The organism is Bacillus methanolicus MGA3 (assembly GCF_000724485.1).
Lineage (GTDB): Bacteria > Bacillota > Bacilli > Bacillales > Cytobacillaceae > Bacillus_Z > Bacillus_Z methanolicus_A.
The window spans coordinates 266,674-281,860 of sequence record NZ_CP007739.1; the positions used below are offsets into that span (position 1 = coordinate 266,674).

Sequence of the window (15,187 nt, forward strand, 5' to 3'; positions counted from 1 at the left end):
ATGGCATCTTTATTCGAAAAGCGCAAAGAGAAAATTGTAAGTTCAGCTAAGCTGCAATCCTATCAATATGAGAACCATCTTGTCGATGAGCTGGTAGAACACTATAAGGCAAGATTGTTAAGGGATACAAACCTTGAGGCGCTCACTAAGCTTTCCCAGGGAGAGATGAGGTTAAGGATTGAACAGCTTGTAAGCCAATTTATGGCGGAAGAAAAAGTTATTATCTCCCGTCATGATAAAGAAATTTTGATTACTCGCATTCTTGATGAATCGGTGGGATATGGCCCCCTGGAGCCTTTAATCAATGACCCGTCTATTACAGAGATTTTGATTAACGGCTGGAACGAAGTGTATGTAGAGCGGTTTGGAAAACTTGAACTAACGGAAGTGAAATTTCGTGACGATGACCATGTTCGCCATATCGTCGACCGGATTGTCGCTCCGATTGGAAGAAGGATTGATGAAAGTTCACCAATGGTTGATGCCCGCTTGCCTGATGGCAGCCGGGTAAACGCGGTCATTCCGCCGATTAGTTTAAACGGTACATTAGTTTCGATCCGGAAATTCCGAAAAGAACCGTTTAAGATGGAGGATCTATTAAACTTTCATACTCTTAACTCTGCAATGGCCGATTTTCTTGACGGCATTGTTAAGGCGAAGATGAATACGTTAATATCCGGCGGTACGGGAAGCGGGAAAACAACAATTTTAAATGTTCTTGCTGCATCCATTCCATACGGAGAACGGGTCATCACGATTGAGGACTCTGCAGAGCTGCGGCTGGACCGTCCAAACGTTGTCGGTTTGGAAGCGAGACCCGCAAACGTGGAGGGAAGAGGGGAAATTACCATCCGGCAGCTTGTGAAAAACGCACTCCGGATGAGACCGGACAGGATCATTGTTGGAGAAGTGCGAAGCGGAGAAGCATTTGATATGCTTCAGGCCATGAACACAGGTCATGAAGGATCGATTACAACGGTTCATGCCAATTCACCTGATGATGCCCTCCGTCGTGTGGAAGCGATGGTTGTCATGGCCGGCATGGAGCTTCCAAGCCATATCATTCGGGAATATATCGTTGGGGCACTTGATATTATCATTCAGGCTGCAAGGCTTACTGATGGAACTCGGAAAATAATATCTATTTCTGAAGTAATAAAAAGTTCGAACGGTTCCCATGAGATAAAAGAAATATTTCATTTTAAAAGAATAGGAATGAAATCGGATGGAACGATTGAAGGATATTTTACACCGACAGGTTACATTCCAGAATGTCTTGACAGATTAAAAGTTTTCGGAATTTCAATTCCTGAGGCAGCCTTTACTCCCGTATATGAGGAGGTGAACCAATGATACCGTTCATGATCGCTACTGCAGCAGCTTTTTCTTTTATTCTCTCGATCTATTACTTTTTGGATTATCGGAAAGATAAGCGGGAATGGAGAAAGAACGTAAACGATTTTTATCATGGAGCAAACAAGCGAAAAAGCATCATTGTTTTAATGGGAGATCGCTTTGATCGAACGGAAGCGGCCCAGCCGATTTATGAAAAGCTGCGGGCAGCAAACATACCGTTCACGCCATCCGAATATATAGGTGCGTTGATCGTTTCCTATATGGGCATCATCATTATTTTGCAAAATTTTTTCAGTATTAAATTTCCGATTAATTTTGTTATCGCAGGACTTGTGTTAGAGGCCGGAAAAAGAGTGCTTTTTCTAGTGAGAAAGAATCGGATGAAGCAACGGATTGTTGAGCAGCTCCCGGAAATTTGCCGTACTCTTGCGAATGCTACCCGTTCAGGAATGACATTAACCCAAGGAATTAATCTCGTTGCCCAGGAAGTAAGTCAGCCTGCTAAAGGAGAGTTCCAAAGGCTTGCACAGGAAATCGCTTTAGGTATTGACTTTAATTCAGCGCTAAAAGCAATGGAAAAACGGATTGAAAGCAGGGAATTCCAGTTGTTTGTGGCCACTTTGCTGATCCAAAAGAAAGCAGGAGGAAACCTTTACTCCGTGTTGGATGAAATGAGCCAGACTCTGGAGGAACGGAAAATTTTGCAGCAGGAAATTAAAACGATGACCGCAGAGCAAAGATATGTTTCGTATCTTGTTCCAGTTATTCCTGTATTTCTCGTATTAATGATGAATAATGTGATTGATGGATTTTTGGATCCTTTGTTTTCCGGTATAGGGATTATTCTTCTGTTATTTTTCTTAGGAGGGACTGTCTTAACGTTTATTCTTGTTAGAAAGGTAACCAATATAAGGGTGTGAAAAGATGGATGGATTAATAGTTATTATCATTTGCCTTTCCCTTATTTTTCTAGCCCTTTCACTAAGAAGTTTTTATAACTATTTGATATTGAAAGAAGAACTGGAAGAGGAAATAAAGGAAAAAACGTTTATTTACAATGTTTTTGAAAAGAAAGTCACGAGAAAAGATAAAGTCATTTCGAAAATGCTGCATTATGCTGATGACTTTTCCGCGATAGGCCAGAGGATTAATTTCTACAGTGAGAATCAGGATGTTCAAAAATTGCTGATGCAGGCGGGTTTTCCCTATCAATTAACAGTAGAGCGATTCCAAGGATTAAAAATATTCCTTACTGTCGTTGGTCTAATCATTGGGGGAATATCACTCGTACTAAGGCTCCCTTTTGCAGAGATTGCCGTTATTCTATTTCCTTTTGCCGGTTATATGGGGGCAATTCTTTGGCTAAAACAGAAGGCGAAAAACCGCCAGGAGGAATTATCGTTTCAGTTGCCAGACTTTTTGGACACGATGAGTGTAACCCTTCAGGCAGGTGTTGGCTTGGATCAAGCTTTACGGGATATCGTTCCTTATTTTGAAGGACCAATCAAGGATGAATTCGGAAGATTTATTCAGGAAACGGATGTGGGTGTTCCGAGAGCTGAAGCATACCGGTCACTTCTTGACCGAAATGACAGCCGGGAATTTCAAATGCTGATTAAGTCGCTTATCCAGGGAGAGAGACTAGGTGTTCCGATTTCCCGGACGTTTAAACAACAGGCCGAAGAAATGAGGAAAATCAAAAAAGAAAAAATAAAAGAGCAGGCAGCGAAAGCATCTCCGAAAGTAACATTGATCACGACGTTCATCGTCATGCCTTCCGCCCTCATCTTAATTGGCGGCTTAATGGTAATCAATATGTTTAATGACAATCGTAATCTATTTAATTTATTCAAATAAAAAAGGAGAGATTGAAATGAAAAACATGATGATTAAAGTTTGGACGAGAATGATGTATCCGGTAAAAAATGAAAAAGGTGCTCAATCTTTAGAGTGGCTTGGATTGGCGGCGTTGTTGATATTGGTTCTTGGGATTATTTCTCAGGCTGTGGATACCCAAAAAGATGGAATTGGAAACGTAATTGAAAATATTCTTAAAAAAATCTCAGAAATGGTAGGGTAATTTCAAATGGGGCGAATGCCCCCTGTGATTTTTTAAAGGCAGGTGGGAAAATTGAGGTTTAATTTAAAAATAATCTTACTAGCTATTCTACTAATTATTTTACCAGCATGCAGCAAGGAAGAGAAAGAAGTGGAAGGCAAAGTAAAACAACAAGCTGCTGAACAAAGAACAAAACAAGTGCCTGAAAAGGAAAATAAAAACAAAAATAAATCTGAAGAAAAGAGTATTGAACCAGAACCTCTTCCGAGTACATATGAAGAGTTAGCTGATCTTCCAGTTGGTGAACACGTTAATTTTAATCCTAAATTGGGCGAACCGGAAAAGACCCTTGAGGCCTTTAAAGATTTGCCCGATATTTCATCCAATCCTTCAAAAAAAGAATTGGACCATTTTTATAGAGAATTGTTAAAAATGGTGCAGAAAGATTTTAAAGGACCGGAAGCCCTTATTAGACAGTTGCGATTCCAATCGATTGGAAACCCCGATGTTGAAGATTCAAGATATCAGTTCAAAGAAAACCTGAATGTAGAAATAATTTTGGATGCATCCGGAAGTATGGCCCAATCAACCGGCGGAAAAGTAAAAATGGATGCGGCAAAAGACACGATAACAGATTTTGTGGACCAACTTCCTGAAGGTGCGAAAGTCGGGCTTCGAGTTTATGGGCATAAAGGAAGTAATGCAGATTCAGATAAGAAACTATCTTGTAGCAGCAGTGAAATTATGTATCCAATCTCACCAATTGATAAAGGAAAATTTCAATCCGCTCTAAATAAAATCCAGCCGACCGGTTGGACTCCAATTGGATTGGCTCTTAGAGAAGCGAAGAAAGACCTGGAACAATTTGATGGAACGAAAAACACAAACATTGTTTATCTTGTAAGCGACGGAGTATCTACATGTAATGATAATCCAGTTCAAGCAGCAAAAGATCTATATAATTCAAATATCTCTCCAATTATCAATGTAATTGGATTTGATGTAGATGCCAAAGGGCAAAATCAACTAATTCAAATTGCCGATGCTACTGAAGGCATCTATCAGAAAGTAAATGATGAAAGCGAACTGAAAAAAGAGCTTGAGAAAATAACAGATTTGGCAGAAACGTGGAAAGACTGGAAAGAAAAAAATATGCAAAAGTTAGAACGTAAGAAAATCCAAAATGATCTTGAAATTTTCGGTTACATCACTGGTGAAGAATACAATGCAGAGTTCGAAAAAGTTGAGATTGGGCTTATTATGCACATTTTAAAGGAAAATGGAAAGATTGATGATGAATCATATAGATATTTGGATCAGAAAAATAATGAGTATCATGATTGGATCAAATCAGAAGTGAAGAAGTTTGAGACAGAATTAAAAAGCCTAAATGAAAAAAGTTATACAGAAGCAATAAAAGCTTTGGAAGAAAAGTATCAGCAAAATGCCCAGTAAAGGGGTGAAAAAATGAGTGAAAGGACTTTAAGCAGCAGACTAGCTGCTCTTTTGATGATTGTTGTCCTTTTATTTTGGAACTCTTTTCCGATCATCAGCTTTGCAGGAAGTTTTATCACCCCGGGAAAGCCAATAAATCCGGGGAAAGCATTAACTCCGGGACAACCGATCAAGGGAGGTCAATTTATCATTCCGGGCCAGGTGTATAATCCTGGAAAAGCAATTGCACCGGGAGAAGCAGCAGCACCAGACAAAACAGGGGGAGCTTCCGGCCGGCCGATACTACCGAGGAGCCCATATCAAAATGGGGTATTCATCATTCCAAACGCATTGCCCTTTACCTCTGAATCTCTATATTGGCAATTAAGATATCTAGAGACAGGCGGCGCCCTTCAAGGGGGAACCACTATTAATGGAGGTTACAGTTTTGAAGGTGGTCAAGGTCCAAGTGGAGGACAAGGTATTAATGGCGGTCAGGGACCAAACAGCGGTCAAAGTGTAAATGTAGGCCAAGGTATTATTGGGGGGCAGGGACCAAATGGAGGTCAAGGTGTAAATGGTGGGCCCGGTCCAAATGGAGGACTTGCTCCAAACAGTGGTCAGGTTATTAACAGGGGGCAAGGACCAAACGGTGGTCAAAGTTTAAATGGCGACCAGGTTCTAAATGGTGGTAAAGGTTTACATGGTGGTCAGGGACCGAATGGAGGTCAGATCCCGAATGGAAGTGGCCTTCCAGGGAATAATAGTTCCTCAAATAGTGAAGTGAGTACAAATTCTCAAACGAGTGAAGGTGGTTGGGGGCAAACACTTTTTGAATTTTACAAAAATAAGATTAAGAAATTTGGCACGGATATTATTTTTGCAACAGATAACATAGCCCAAGGGGTTGTTGCTAGTATAGCGGGATATAAATTTATCGACCATCCTAAAAAAGGCGGGTATAAATTTCTCGGGAATAGAAAATCCGATAGTAAAATAATGCAATGGTTTTTAGATCGATACTCTAAGGATATTAAAAATAACAAGCGAAACTATAATGATTTTGAAAAGAAAGAGTTTTTAAAAAGTAAAGGTCTGGCAGGATTTAAAGAAACTCTTAAAAAGAGTATTAAAGATAGTTGGATCCCTTTCTATAAACAAGAAACACAAGTGAAGATAAAGGGACATAAAGTACCTAAAATTGAAACAAAATGGGCAATAAACAAAGATTTTTTCAAAGTTTCAAAGATGTTAAAAGGCAATGGTGTAACTAATTGGATTTTGACAACTGGACAAACCATGTATGATTACACTCTAGGAAGCAAAAAAGATAAATTTAATACAACTGATTTTTATGCCGATTTATCAACAGATGTCACTATAGGTGCAGGAACAACGCTAGTTTCCGCTATAGTAAGCAGTGCTGCAGCGGGTGCTGCGGGAGGATCAGTATTTCCTGGTGCAGGCACTATTGCTGGAGCAGCGGCAGGTTTAGCTGTTGGAATATTTTCTTATTTCTTCATGAATTCACGTCCTGGGAAAGCACTTCGCTCTGTCATTCGTAACGGATTTAAATGGGGTTATGATAAATTGTCTTCCGGAGCTAAAACAATCGGAAATAAAATTTCAGAAGTTGGTGGAAAAGTGATGTCTGGTTTAAAGAAATTAGGTGGTATGTTTGGATAGACAAGAACGTATTCAGTTGAAAGACAGTAGAATGGGTTCTGCATTTTTCTCTCTTTATTTTTTTGCCCTAATTGCGAGTGCTCTTCCTGACTGGTCCTGGGCTTACGGAATCGTAAACTTAAGTTTAGCTACGGTATCAACATTATTGATTATTAGATCATGGATGAAAAGGGACCATTCGAAACGCTACTTTTCGATTATGAGTTATTGGTTTCTTCTGACGATGGCTTTTTGCTCTGCACAACCCATTATTCGTTTAATGATTATAGCTGAAAGTAAAATATGGATTTTGTTAATCATTTTATGGGCATCAGTCCTATTAATCTCTACTCTTATGAAAGAAAAGGTTTTTCATTCATTTTCCGAACCTAATAAATCAAAAGCAAGTATAGCGCTTCACCTCTTTTTGTTGTTTATTGTGTTAGCTACGCCTTTTCTGATCATTATTGGGAGCCCAGTATTACAACATTTTTTTAGGATAAATACTACTTTTTTAATATGCGGATTTCTCTTGTATATCATCTCCTTGATCGTGTTGGTTATTCTTCCTGGTTTTTTAAAAAAGCCGGAAGAAGTAATCGCACAAAAATAGAGAGAGCTTTTGCTCTCTCTAAGATCCATTAGATTGGAGTAAAGATATGTTTGACTTTAAAGGCTTTTTAAAAACGATTAGCATCCCTCTAGTTTATTTAATAATCGCTGGTTTGATTTTGGGCTTTTTGAATGTGAGAAGTGTTCAAATGATCATTTTACTTCTGTTCATTCCGAGCTATCTTTTCACGGGAATTTTTAGTCCTTATTGGAACTCTAAAACTCCTTATTTTTCCAGCTATTTATCTAGTCTTACCTTAAGCTTTCTAAATATTCTATCAGGACAGTATTTATTTGGTTTTGATACTTTAACGAATTCAGAAGGGGTAAATAGGGCGTTAGTGTTTAGTACGAGTTTCTCACTTATGATTACTTATTTATTTTTAATCATTAGAAAGAAGAATAGAAAAAGGGAGACTCAAAATGTTTAAAGATGTATTGGAAATTTATAACCGAAACCTCATAAGTATTATCATCCTCTGTTTAATTCTCGTTATTCCAGTAAATTTTATTTCGATGATGTTAGTTATTTATGTTTCCGCCTCAGATCATTTTAGCTACCCAGGTCTTGTGAAATTATGTATATTACTCATTAATTTTATTATCCTCTTTCCGCCATTTAGTTTAATGACAATGAATGATTTAGAAGACCGAGAAAGCGGGTTAAAGGATTATTTTCTTGCTTTTATTGAGAATTTTTCATTCCTTCTTATATTTACAATTATCATATTTGGTCTTTCTCTAGTTGGAGCGGTGTTTTTGTTCATTCCGACTCTTTTTGGTGCTGCCTTTCTTTTTCTAACTCCGGTTTTTTTACATTCTAATAGCTTAAAAGATAATTTTTCGAAAGTATGGATTTCTTTAAAAACAGAGAACATCTTTATTCTTATAGACATTATGATGTTAGTCTCTCTTCAGTTATTTGTGTGGTTTCTTGCCGCGTTGTTAGTGGACCAATTTGATAACAATGTTTTAGTATATATTGCCCTTAGAGTCTTGGTCAATACTTTATTGTTTCCGTTCTTTTATATATATATCACTAGAAAATATAGTGAAGTTTCATATAAAACAGACAGGGAGATTGCTTAACAATGAATAACGAAGTGTTGATGAGAGAAAACGGATTTAAAAAAACAAATCTGATTTTCATTGTATTAATGTCTTTCATTACTTTCGGTATATATATATGTTATTGGTTTTTAAGCCGTAAAGATTCATTTACAAAACTGCAGTCCAAAGATTGGATTCCGTATAAATGGTGGATATTTTTCTTTGTTTTCACCATAATTTCTTTTCTTTACTCTTTTATGGGGAGCTTGGTGTTTACCGACTATGGTGTTGCTATATTAGACAGTTATGAAGTGATTATTACGTTTTATTTTTTAGGCTGTCTTTATTATTCTGTATTTCGTGCCAGAGAGATGATAGAAAATCAATTAAATGAAAGTATTTTTAAACCTTGGCTGCTCGTTATTTTTCATATTTGGTATCTTCAATACAAACTAAATAAGCTAGGAGAAAAGTAGGGGATCATGACATGTTTAGAAATAAAGAAATCAATAATGAAAAAGGCTCTGTCAGCATTGAATTTCTCGGTATTCTTCCGTTTTACTTCATGTTTTTCCTGCTGCTCTGGCAGGTGGTGGCATCAGGGTACGCGGTATTTACTGCCAAAACAGCGGTCAATAATGCGGCAAAAACGTATGCAGCCACTAATCAGTTAAGTCAAGCGATCGATTCTGCCAAGGAAACTCTCGGCAGCAGTAACGTTATAACGTATAAAGACCTTGTCCCCACGGATTTAGGAAACGGAAAGTTTAAATTAGTCTTGTATACAGAGCACTCTCTTACGTTTATTCCAAAACAATGGAGAGAAAAAGCATCTTTGGAATTGGAGCAAGAAGCCATTGGCAAGGTGCTGGTGCCAGTGCCATGAAATATGTTCAAAATGAAAAAGGTAATGCTACATTTTATCTGCTCTGGCTGCTGGGCATAGTGGCGATCATTTTTGTACTTACCATTAATATTGTCAAAGTATACGTAGTGAAGGAACATGCCAATCTTGCTGTTGAACAGGCGGCATTGGCCGGTACAGCTGTTTTGTTAGAGAAAACGAAGGAAGCCGTTGAGGCATTTGATACTAGCATTGATCCACAATCACTAGCTCAAAAGGGAATAGATGGTAATAGTATCGGGAAGCTAATTGAGAAAAAGAAAAAGGAGTACATGGACAATGGAGCAGATGAAGCAGATGCTTATATAAAAGCAGCGAATGAGATATTGCCAAAAAGATTGAGTATATACCCACTTTTGAAAAATAAATTCACTGAACGCTTCGGCAGTTCCGCCTCTGAAATTCCGGATAAAGTTCGTTCGACCGTACAAGACATTATTAATGAAAATAAGGCAAATTCAGAGGATACAGAAATAGAGTTCTCACAAGAAAAATGGCGCCTCGAAATAAAATCTACCGCAACATTTGAATCCATTTCCGATCATAAATATATTTCGAAGTTCTTAGAAGATATCCCGCAAGTGGGATATGGCTCATCGCTTAAATATCTGGAAAGTGTTTATAACTAGAATGGTGAATGAAGCTAGATAACGGTCAAAAAGTCAGCGGAACGGCTAATATCGCAATTTTGCTTGATGCCAGTGGAAGTATGGCTCAAAAAATTGGTGGTAAAACAAAAATGGACCTAGCTAAAGAAGCTGTAAATCAGTTTGTCTCTTCTATGCCGGAAGGATCAAATGTTTCACTAAGAGTATATGGACATAAAGGAAGTAACAGCGATAATGATAAAAAACTTTCATGTGGAAGCACAGAAATGGTCTATGATTTAAAACCTTATAATGCTGCCGATTTTAAAGCTTCATTAGGTAAATTCCAACCTACAGGTTGGACACCGATTGCTTTAGCAATTACGGAAACAAAAAAGGATTTTGAAAAAGCAAATAAGCCAGGACAAAATATCATTTATGTGGTAAGTGATGGAATTGAGACATGTGACGGTGATCCGGTAAAGGCAGCAAAGGAACTTCATGATTCCAATATTAAAGCAGTTGTCAATATCATCGGTTTTGATGTAGACAGCAATGGCCAAAAACAATTGCTTTCGGTTGCAGAAGCCGGCGGCGGAGAATTTGAAACAGTGGATACAGCAGAGGACTTCAAACAGGCTTGGGAAAGAGAACGTATTCGTCTGTACAATGAGTGGAGTTCTTGGAGTGCTGAAAATTGGAATGATGTATCAAGAGAACAAAATGAGAAAGAAAATGCTCTTTACAGCAATAAGTCAAAATTTCAAAACTTAATTTATGATGAAAAAGCTCATTTAACTGATGCCGAATATTATTTGCGAGACAAGGAATAAATTAGCCCTGAAATACTGGATGAAGTAGAAAGCCTTATTCAACAACGTCGTAAGATTTTAGATGAGTACCTTCAGGAAAAATACAAAGGGTTAATTGAGACAGTAGAAACAGAAGGACGAAAATTAAAAGATGCTATTGATGAAAAAGGCGAAGAAATGAAAGATAAATATCGATAATAATCATGAATATTATTTTTGGATCCAAAGTCTTCAAATTAGCAAACTTAAAACTGTATAATACTCAAATCAATCTTAAGCAGCTATCAGGCCGTGATGTCACGGCCGCTTTTTTATGCACAAAAATGGAATATTTTCCTGGATATTGCAAACTTTATTAGTAACCCTTCGATTTGAGGTGTAAGTCGTGGCTTCAAAATTCATTCAAACTGAGCGAAGGCATGTAGTTTTTGCTCTTCTATTTATTGCAGTATTTCTTTCCCCTTTATTCATTCTAGGAGAAAATGCACACATTCGGGTTCATGATAATCTCGATTCCAATATCGCCTGGTATAAGGTGTTGGCAGAGAGCGGGGAATTATTCGGTCCGATCGAGGCAACGATTCCACAAATAATTAATGGAAACTTGTCGAGAAATGCATTTGGAACGGAGTTAAGCGGGATTGTTTGGCTGTATGCTCTTTTTCCGACGATGATCGCTTATGGATTGAGCCAAGCCATTACAAGGTTTGTTGCTTTTTTGGGAATGTACCTTCTTCTAAAAAAGCATTTTATTCATAAGCCGGAATGGGCTTGGATTCGGGTTGGGGTGGCTTTGGCGTTTGCACTCCCGCCATTTTGGCCGTCCGGGATGTTAAGTACGCTCGGGATGCCGCTTGCACTTTGGGCGTTTTTGAATATCCGCAATGGGGAAAAGTCATGGAAAAACTATCTTGTCTTAACAATTTTGCCTTTTTACTCGAGTATTGTGCTCGGCTTTTTCTTTTTCTTAAGTGCGATGGGGATTCTTTGGCTGACTGACGTTATTAGAAGAAAAGGATGGAATCTCCGTTTTTTATGGTCGATTGTTTATATGACCATTATTTATCTTATTGTGGAGTATCGGCTGGTTTATTCATTTCTGTTTGAAAATGAGCCCAACAGCCGGGACGAGTATTTTCATGCCCGTCATGACTTATGGAGATCTCTCCGCTTAACTGTCAAAAATTTTGTGCTTGGCCATCACCATGTGATGACGGTACATACGTTTGTTATTCTCCCGGTAATTTTTATTGCCTTTTACTTGGTTATAAAACATCGTCTCTGGAAAAAAGAAAAAGTGTTTATGTTTTTATTCTGGTTGAACCTTGCCTTATCCGCCTGGTATGCTTTTTGGTTTAATAAGGCCTGGCTTCCATTAACTGAGAGATTCCATTTTCTCGATACATTCAATTTTGCCAGGTACCATTTCTTAAGACCGCTTGTTATTTATTTGCTGTTTGCCCTTGGGCTTAGGATCATGTGGGTGCAAGGTCCCAAGTGGAGACAGGCGGCAATCGCCTGCATCTTTGCCCAGGTGATCCTTCTAAGCTTTTTGAATGAAGAAATTATTTTTCAAAATAAACCTACAGTGAAACAGTTTTTTGCAGAAAAGCAATTTAATGATATTAAAGAATACATCGGGCTTCCCCAAGAACAATACCGGGTTGCTTCCATCGGCATTCATCCGGCAATTGCACAGTATAACGGATTTTATACACTTGATACGTATAACAACTTCTACCCGCTTTCATATAAATATCAGTTCCGTAAGATTATTGAAAAAGAATTGGCAAAAAACAAGACGATCCGGACTTACTATGATGAGTGGGGCGGCCGCTGTTACATTTTTACGGATGAGCTCGGGAAGAACTATTTGTTGAAAAAAACATCGAAAAAACGGCTGAAACATTTGGAATTGAACATCGAGCCTTTTAAGGAAATGGGCGGGCGCTATATTTTTTCTGCCGTGCCGATCGACAATGCAGAAGACAATCAGCTTCAGCTCGAAAACATATTTGAATCAAAAGAGTCAGCCTGGAAAATTTACTTATACAAAGCAATGTAAACTCTCAGGAGGAAAACAGCTATGAAAAAACCGGTTCTTACAATTGTTGTTCCTTGTTATAACGAAGAAGAGGTACTGCCTGAAACCTTTTCTCAGCTTCATGATTTGCTCATCGATTTGATGCAAGAGGAGCTCGTTGCGGAAAACAGCAAAATTTTATTTGTCGATGATGGAAGCAAAGACAGGACATGGATGCTCATTCATAAAGCCAGTTTGAAAACGGATCTGATCCGCGGAGTGAAATTGTCGCGAAATGTTGGGCACCAAAATGCTTTACTTGCGGGCTTATTTACGGCGAAAGAGTCATCGGACTGCGTCGTTTCCGTCGATGCCGATCTGCAGGATGATATATCTGTTATTCGCGAGTTTATCCATAAGTTCAACGAAGGCTATGAGATTGTGTACGGCGTCCGCAAAAAGCGCGAGACCGATACGTTCTTTAAGCGCAGCACGGCACAAGGTTTTTATAAATTGATGCAAAAAATGGGTGTGAACCTTGTCTATAACCACGCCGATTTTCGGTTGATGAGCAGGCGGGCGCTTCAGGAGCTTGAACGATTTGAAGAGGTGAACCTGTTTTTAAGGGGGATTGTCCCCTTGATTGGATTTAAATCAACGTCTGTTTACTATGAACGGAAAGAGCGATTTGCAGGGGAAACGAAATATCCATTAAAGAAGATGCTCGCATTTGCCTTTGACGGTATTACTTCCTTTTCAGTGACTCCGATCCGGTTCGTGTTATTTATCGGACTAGCTTCATTTTTTATTAGTCTTGTTTTTGGAGTCTATTTTTTAGGGTTAAAATTTTTTGGTCAGACGGAAACAGGCTGGACTTCTTTAATTGCCTCGATTTGGCTGATTGGAGGACTTCAGTTGATTGCAATCGGGCTTGTTGGTGAATATATTGGGAAAATCTATAAAGAGTCCAAGCGCCGTCCGAGGTTTATCATTGATATTGACTCCTTTAACATGCCAATGAAGCTGCCGTTAAGAGATAATAAGGATATAATCGATGAGTCATTTCACTATGATCTTCGAAACGTATCTGAAACGAACTAGCTCGTTTATCCGTTTTTTGGCAGTCGGAGTTGTTAATACAATGATTGGTTTGACGATCATGTTTTTGCTTATGCATGCTGTCGGAATGTCTTATTGGCTGTCTACTTTTTTCGGAAACATGACAGGTGCGATTGCGAGCTATTTCTTGAATAGGAGTTTTACTTTTGATAGCCATGTTCCGATCGCAAAAGGAGGCTTCCGATTTGCAGCAGTGATTTGTTCCTGTTATTTCTTCTCCTATACGATCAGCCGAATGCTGTCTGTTGGAATAAGCAGTGATTTTCCATTACAGGAAAAAGACTTTGCTGTTATTGGAGGAACAGCCATCTATACTGTTACCAATTATCTGGGGCAAAAATATTTTGTTTTCAAAAAATAAAAAGCTGAAACCCGTCTATTTTGGAAGGAAATAGAACGGGTTTTTTATGTTTTGGGATTAGACAATTTGTTTATAATTGTTTTCAGAAAAAAATGAAACTTCTTATAGTAGAAAACCGTCTAAATATATGGGGAATTTCTGCATTCATCCTGCAATAATGACAGGATTTTTACAAATTTTAGCGAATAAAATAATTATTTATGTATTTCCGGGTTTCAAACTACTTTTTCATATGATTCAGGAGGAAAAGATGTCAGATCAAATGAACCCAACGATTGAAAGAATATTGCAAAATATTGAGAAGGTCATGATCGGTAAAAGGAATGTAGCTGAGTTGAGCCTTGTTGCCTTATTGGCAGAAGGACATGTATTGCTTGAAGACGTTCCGGGTGTTGGGAAAACGATGATGGTCCGAGCGCTTGCGAAATCCGTGAATGCAAATTTTAGAAGGATCCAGTTTACTCCTGATTTATTGCCATCAGATGTGACCGGTGTTTCTATTTATAATCCGAAGGAAATGGAATTCCAATTCAGGCCGGGTCCAATCATGGGTAATATTATTCTTGCCGATGAAATTAACAGAACGTCTCCAAAAACCCAGTCTGCCTTGTTAGAGGGAATGGAAGAAGGAAGTGTGACGATTGATGGTGTTACCCGAAAGCTAGAAAAACCGTTCTTTGTCATGGCGACTCAAAATCCGATCGAATATGAAGGGACATATCCTCTGCCTGAAGCCCAGCTTGACCGGTTCTTATTAAAAATGAAGATGGGTTATCCGGAAATTGATGAAGAAATGGAAGTATTGAATCGGGCTGAAAAAAATCCACCGATTGAAGAGCTGCAGCCGGTAATAAGTCTTGAAGAATTGAGAGAATTACAAAATCAAATAAAAAACGTATATGTCGACCAAACGATTAAACGTTATATTGTGGACATTGCTAACGGGACAAGATCGCATTCTAGCGTCTATTTAGGCGCTAGCCCGCGCGGATCGATTGCTTTAATGAAAGCAGCTCAAGGTTATGCTTTCATGTATGGAAGAGATTATGTCATTCCAGATGATATTCAGTATTTAGCGCCGTTTGTTTTTGCCCATCGGATTATTTTAAAATCAGAAGCAAAATTTGAAGGGATTTCAGCTGAAGAAATTGTTAACAGGGTCATGGCGAGGATCCCTGTTCCAATACAAAGGTTAGTGAAATAGC

Annotated in this window: 16 protein-coding genes; all 16 read left to right on the top strand. The window is 38.4% G+C overall.

Translation table 11 applies throughout. From position 1 onward, the window contains the following. The 16 genes from BMMGA3_RS01505 to BMMGA3_RS01585 all read left to right on the top strand — a co-directional run bounded on the left by BMMGA3_RS01505 (position 1) and on the right by BMMGA3_RS01585 (position 15,186). On the top strand, positions 1-1,353 hold the full coding sequence (locus tag BMMGA3_RS01505) for a TadA family conjugal transfer-associated ATPase (RefSeq protein WP_003349706.1): 1,353 nt from the start codon (positions 1-3) through the stop codon (positions 1,351-1,353). Beyond that, positions 1,350-2,276 (top strand): type II secretion system F family protein, encoded by a 927-nt coding sequence (locus BMMGA3_RS01510; protein WP_003349705.1) that lies wholly within the window; start codon positions 1,350-1,352, stop codon positions 2,274-2,276. The genes BMMGA3_RS01505 and BMMGA3_RS01510 overlap by 4 nt, the downstream gene beginning before the upstream one ends. Before the next feature lie 4 nt (positions 2,277-2,280). Then, the gene (locus BMMGA3_RS01515; protein ID WP_003349704.1) at positions 2,281-3,213 is read left to right on the top strand and encodes a type II secretion system F family protein; all 933 of its coding nucleotides are present in this window, start codon (positions 2,281-2,283) and stop codon (positions 3,211-3,213) included. Between the two features lie 16 nt (positions 3,214-3,229). Further along, positions 3,230-3,436 carry a hypothetical protein gene (locus BMMGA3_RS01520; protein ID WP_034669670.1) on the top strand — a complete coding sequence of 69 codons (207 nt, stop codon included), beginning with the start codon at positions 3,230-3,232 and terminating at the stop codon, positions 3,434-3,436. A gap of 51 nt (positions 3,437-3,487) precedes the next feature. Continuing rightward, positions 3,488-4,870, top strand: coding sequence for a vWA domain-containing protein (locus tag BMMGA3_RS01525; protein WP_034669668.1), 1,383 nt, complete (start codon positions 3,488-3,490; stop codon positions 4,868-4,870). Between the two features lie 201 nt (positions 4,871-5,071). Continuing rightward, positions 5,072-6,535 carry a hypothetical protein gene (locus tag BMMGA3_RS01530; RefSeq protein ID WP_259674475.1) on the top strand — a complete coding sequence of 488 codons (1,464 nt, stop codon included), beginning with the start codon at positions 5,072-5,074 and terminating at the stop codon, positions 6,533-6,535. Further along, positions 6,519-7,127, top strand: a complete 609-nt coding sequence (locus BMMGA3_RS01535; RefSeq protein ID WP_237712890.1) for a hypothetical protein — start codon at positions 6,519-6,521, stop codon at positions 7,125-7,127. The genes BMMGA3_RS01530 and BMMGA3_RS01535 overlap by 17 nt, the downstream gene beginning before the upstream one ends. A 422-nt stretch (positions 7,128-7,549) precedes the next feature. Further along, on the top strand, positions 7,550-8,215 hold the full coding sequence (locus tag BMMGA3_RS01545; RefSeq protein WP_003349697.1) for a hypothetical protein: 666 nt from the start codon (positions 7,550-7,552) through the stop codon (positions 8,213-8,215). A gap of 2 nt (positions 8,216-8,217) precedes the next feature. Next, positions 8,218-8,652, top strand: coding sequence for a hypothetical protein (locus BMMGA3_RS01550; protein WP_003349695.1), 435 nt, complete (start codon positions 8,218-8,220; stop codon positions 8,650-8,652). Between the two features lie 11 nt (positions 8,653-8,663). Continuing rightward, positions 8,664-9,062: a TadE/TadG family type IV pilus assembly protein gene (locus BMMGA3_RS01555; protein ID WP_003349693.1), complete on the top strand. Its 399-nt coding sequence runs from the start codon at positions 8,664-8,666 to the stop codon at positions 9,060-9,062. Beyond that, a complete protein-coding gene (locus BMMGA3_RS01560) occupies positions 9,059-9,709 on the top strand; it encodes a hypothetical protein (protein WP_003349692.1) in 651 nt (216 codons plus the stop codon). Before BMMGA3_RS01555 ends, BMMGA3_RS01560 begins: the two co-directional genes overlap by 4 nt. Before the next feature lie 8 nt (positions 9,710-9,717). Next, entirely contained in the window at positions 9,718-10,500 is a 783-nt protein-coding gene (locus BMMGA3_RS01565; protein WP_003349691.1) for a VWA domain-containing protein, read from the top strand. Positions 10,501-10,864: 364 nt separating this feature from the next. After that, positions 10,865-12,544: a DUF6044 family protein gene (locus BMMGA3_RS01570; RefSeq protein ID WP_003349690.1), complete on the top strand. Its 1,680-nt coding sequence runs from the start codon at positions 10,865-10,867 to the stop codon at positions 12,542-12,544. 21 nt (positions 12,545-12,565) lie between these two features. Beyond that, positions 12,566-13,603: a glycosyltransferase family 2 protein gene (locus tag BMMGA3_RS01575; RefSeq protein WP_003349689.1), complete on the top strand. Its 1,038-nt coding sequence runs from the start codon at positions 12,566-12,568 to the stop codon at positions 13,601-13,603. Beyond that, a complete protein-coding gene (locus tag BMMGA3_RS01580) occupies positions 13,572-13,982 on the top strand; it encodes a GtrA family protein (RefSeq protein WP_003349688.1) in 411 nt (136 codons plus the stop codon). The genes BMMGA3_RS01575 and BMMGA3_RS01580 overlap by 32 nt, the downstream gene beginning before the upstream one ends. A gap of 250 nt (positions 13,983-14,232) precedes the next feature. Continuing rightward, positions 14,233-15,186, top strand: a complete 954-nt coding sequence (locus BMMGA3_RS01585; RefSeq protein ID WP_003349687.1) for an AAA family ATPase — start codon at positions 14,233-14,235, stop codon at positions 15,184-15,186. Position 15,187 lies beyond the last annotated feature (1 nt).

Coding starts and splice junctions, on each gene's coding strand:
- BMMGA3_RS01545 (WP_003349697.1), top strand. CDS start 7,550: ATGTTTAAAGATGTATTGGAAATTTATAACCGAAACCTCATAAGTATT.
- BMMGA3_RS01520 (WP_034669670.1), top strand. CDS start 3,230: ATGAAAAACATGATGATTAAAGTTTGGACGAGAATGATGTATCCGGTA.
- BMMGA3_RS01565 (WP_003349691.1), top strand. CDS start 9,718: ATGAAGCTAGATAACGGTCAAAAAGTCAGCGGAACGGCTAATATCGCA.
- BMMGA3_RS01550 (WP_003349695.1), top strand. CDS start 8,218: ATGAATAACGAAGTGTTGATGAGAGAAAACGGATTTAAAAAAACAAAT.
- BMMGA3_RS01515 (WP_003349704.1), top strand. CDS start 2,281: ATGGATGGATTAATAGTTATTATCATTTGCCTTTCCCTTATTTTTCTA.
- BMMGA3_RS01555 (WP_003349693.1), top strand. CDS start 8,664: ATGTTTAGAAATAAAGAAATCAATAATGAAAAAGGCTCTGTCAGCATT.
- BMMGA3_RS01580 (WP_003349688.1), top strand. CDS start 13,572: ATGATCTTCGAAACGTATCTGAAACGAACTAGCTCGTTTATCCGTTTT.
- BMMGA3_RS01510 (WP_003349705.1), top strand. CDS start 1,350: ATGATACCGTTCATGATCGCTACTGCAGCAGCTTTTTCTTTTATTCTC.
- BMMGA3_RS01505 (WP_003349706.1), top strand. CDS start 1: ATGGCATCTTTATTCGAAAAGCGCAAAGAGAAAATTGTAAGTTCAGCT.
- BMMGA3_RS01575 (WP_003349689.1), top strand. CDS start 12,566: ATGAAAAAACCGGTTCTTACAATTGTTGTTCCTTGTTATAACGAAGAA.
- BMMGA3_RS01585 (WP_003349687.1), top strand. CDS start 14,233: ATGTCAGATCAAATGAACCCAACGATTGAAAGAATATTGCAAAATATT.
- BMMGA3_RS01560 (WP_003349692.1), top strand. CDS start 9,059: ATGAAATATGTTCAAAATGAAAAAGGTAATGCTACATTTTATCTGCTC.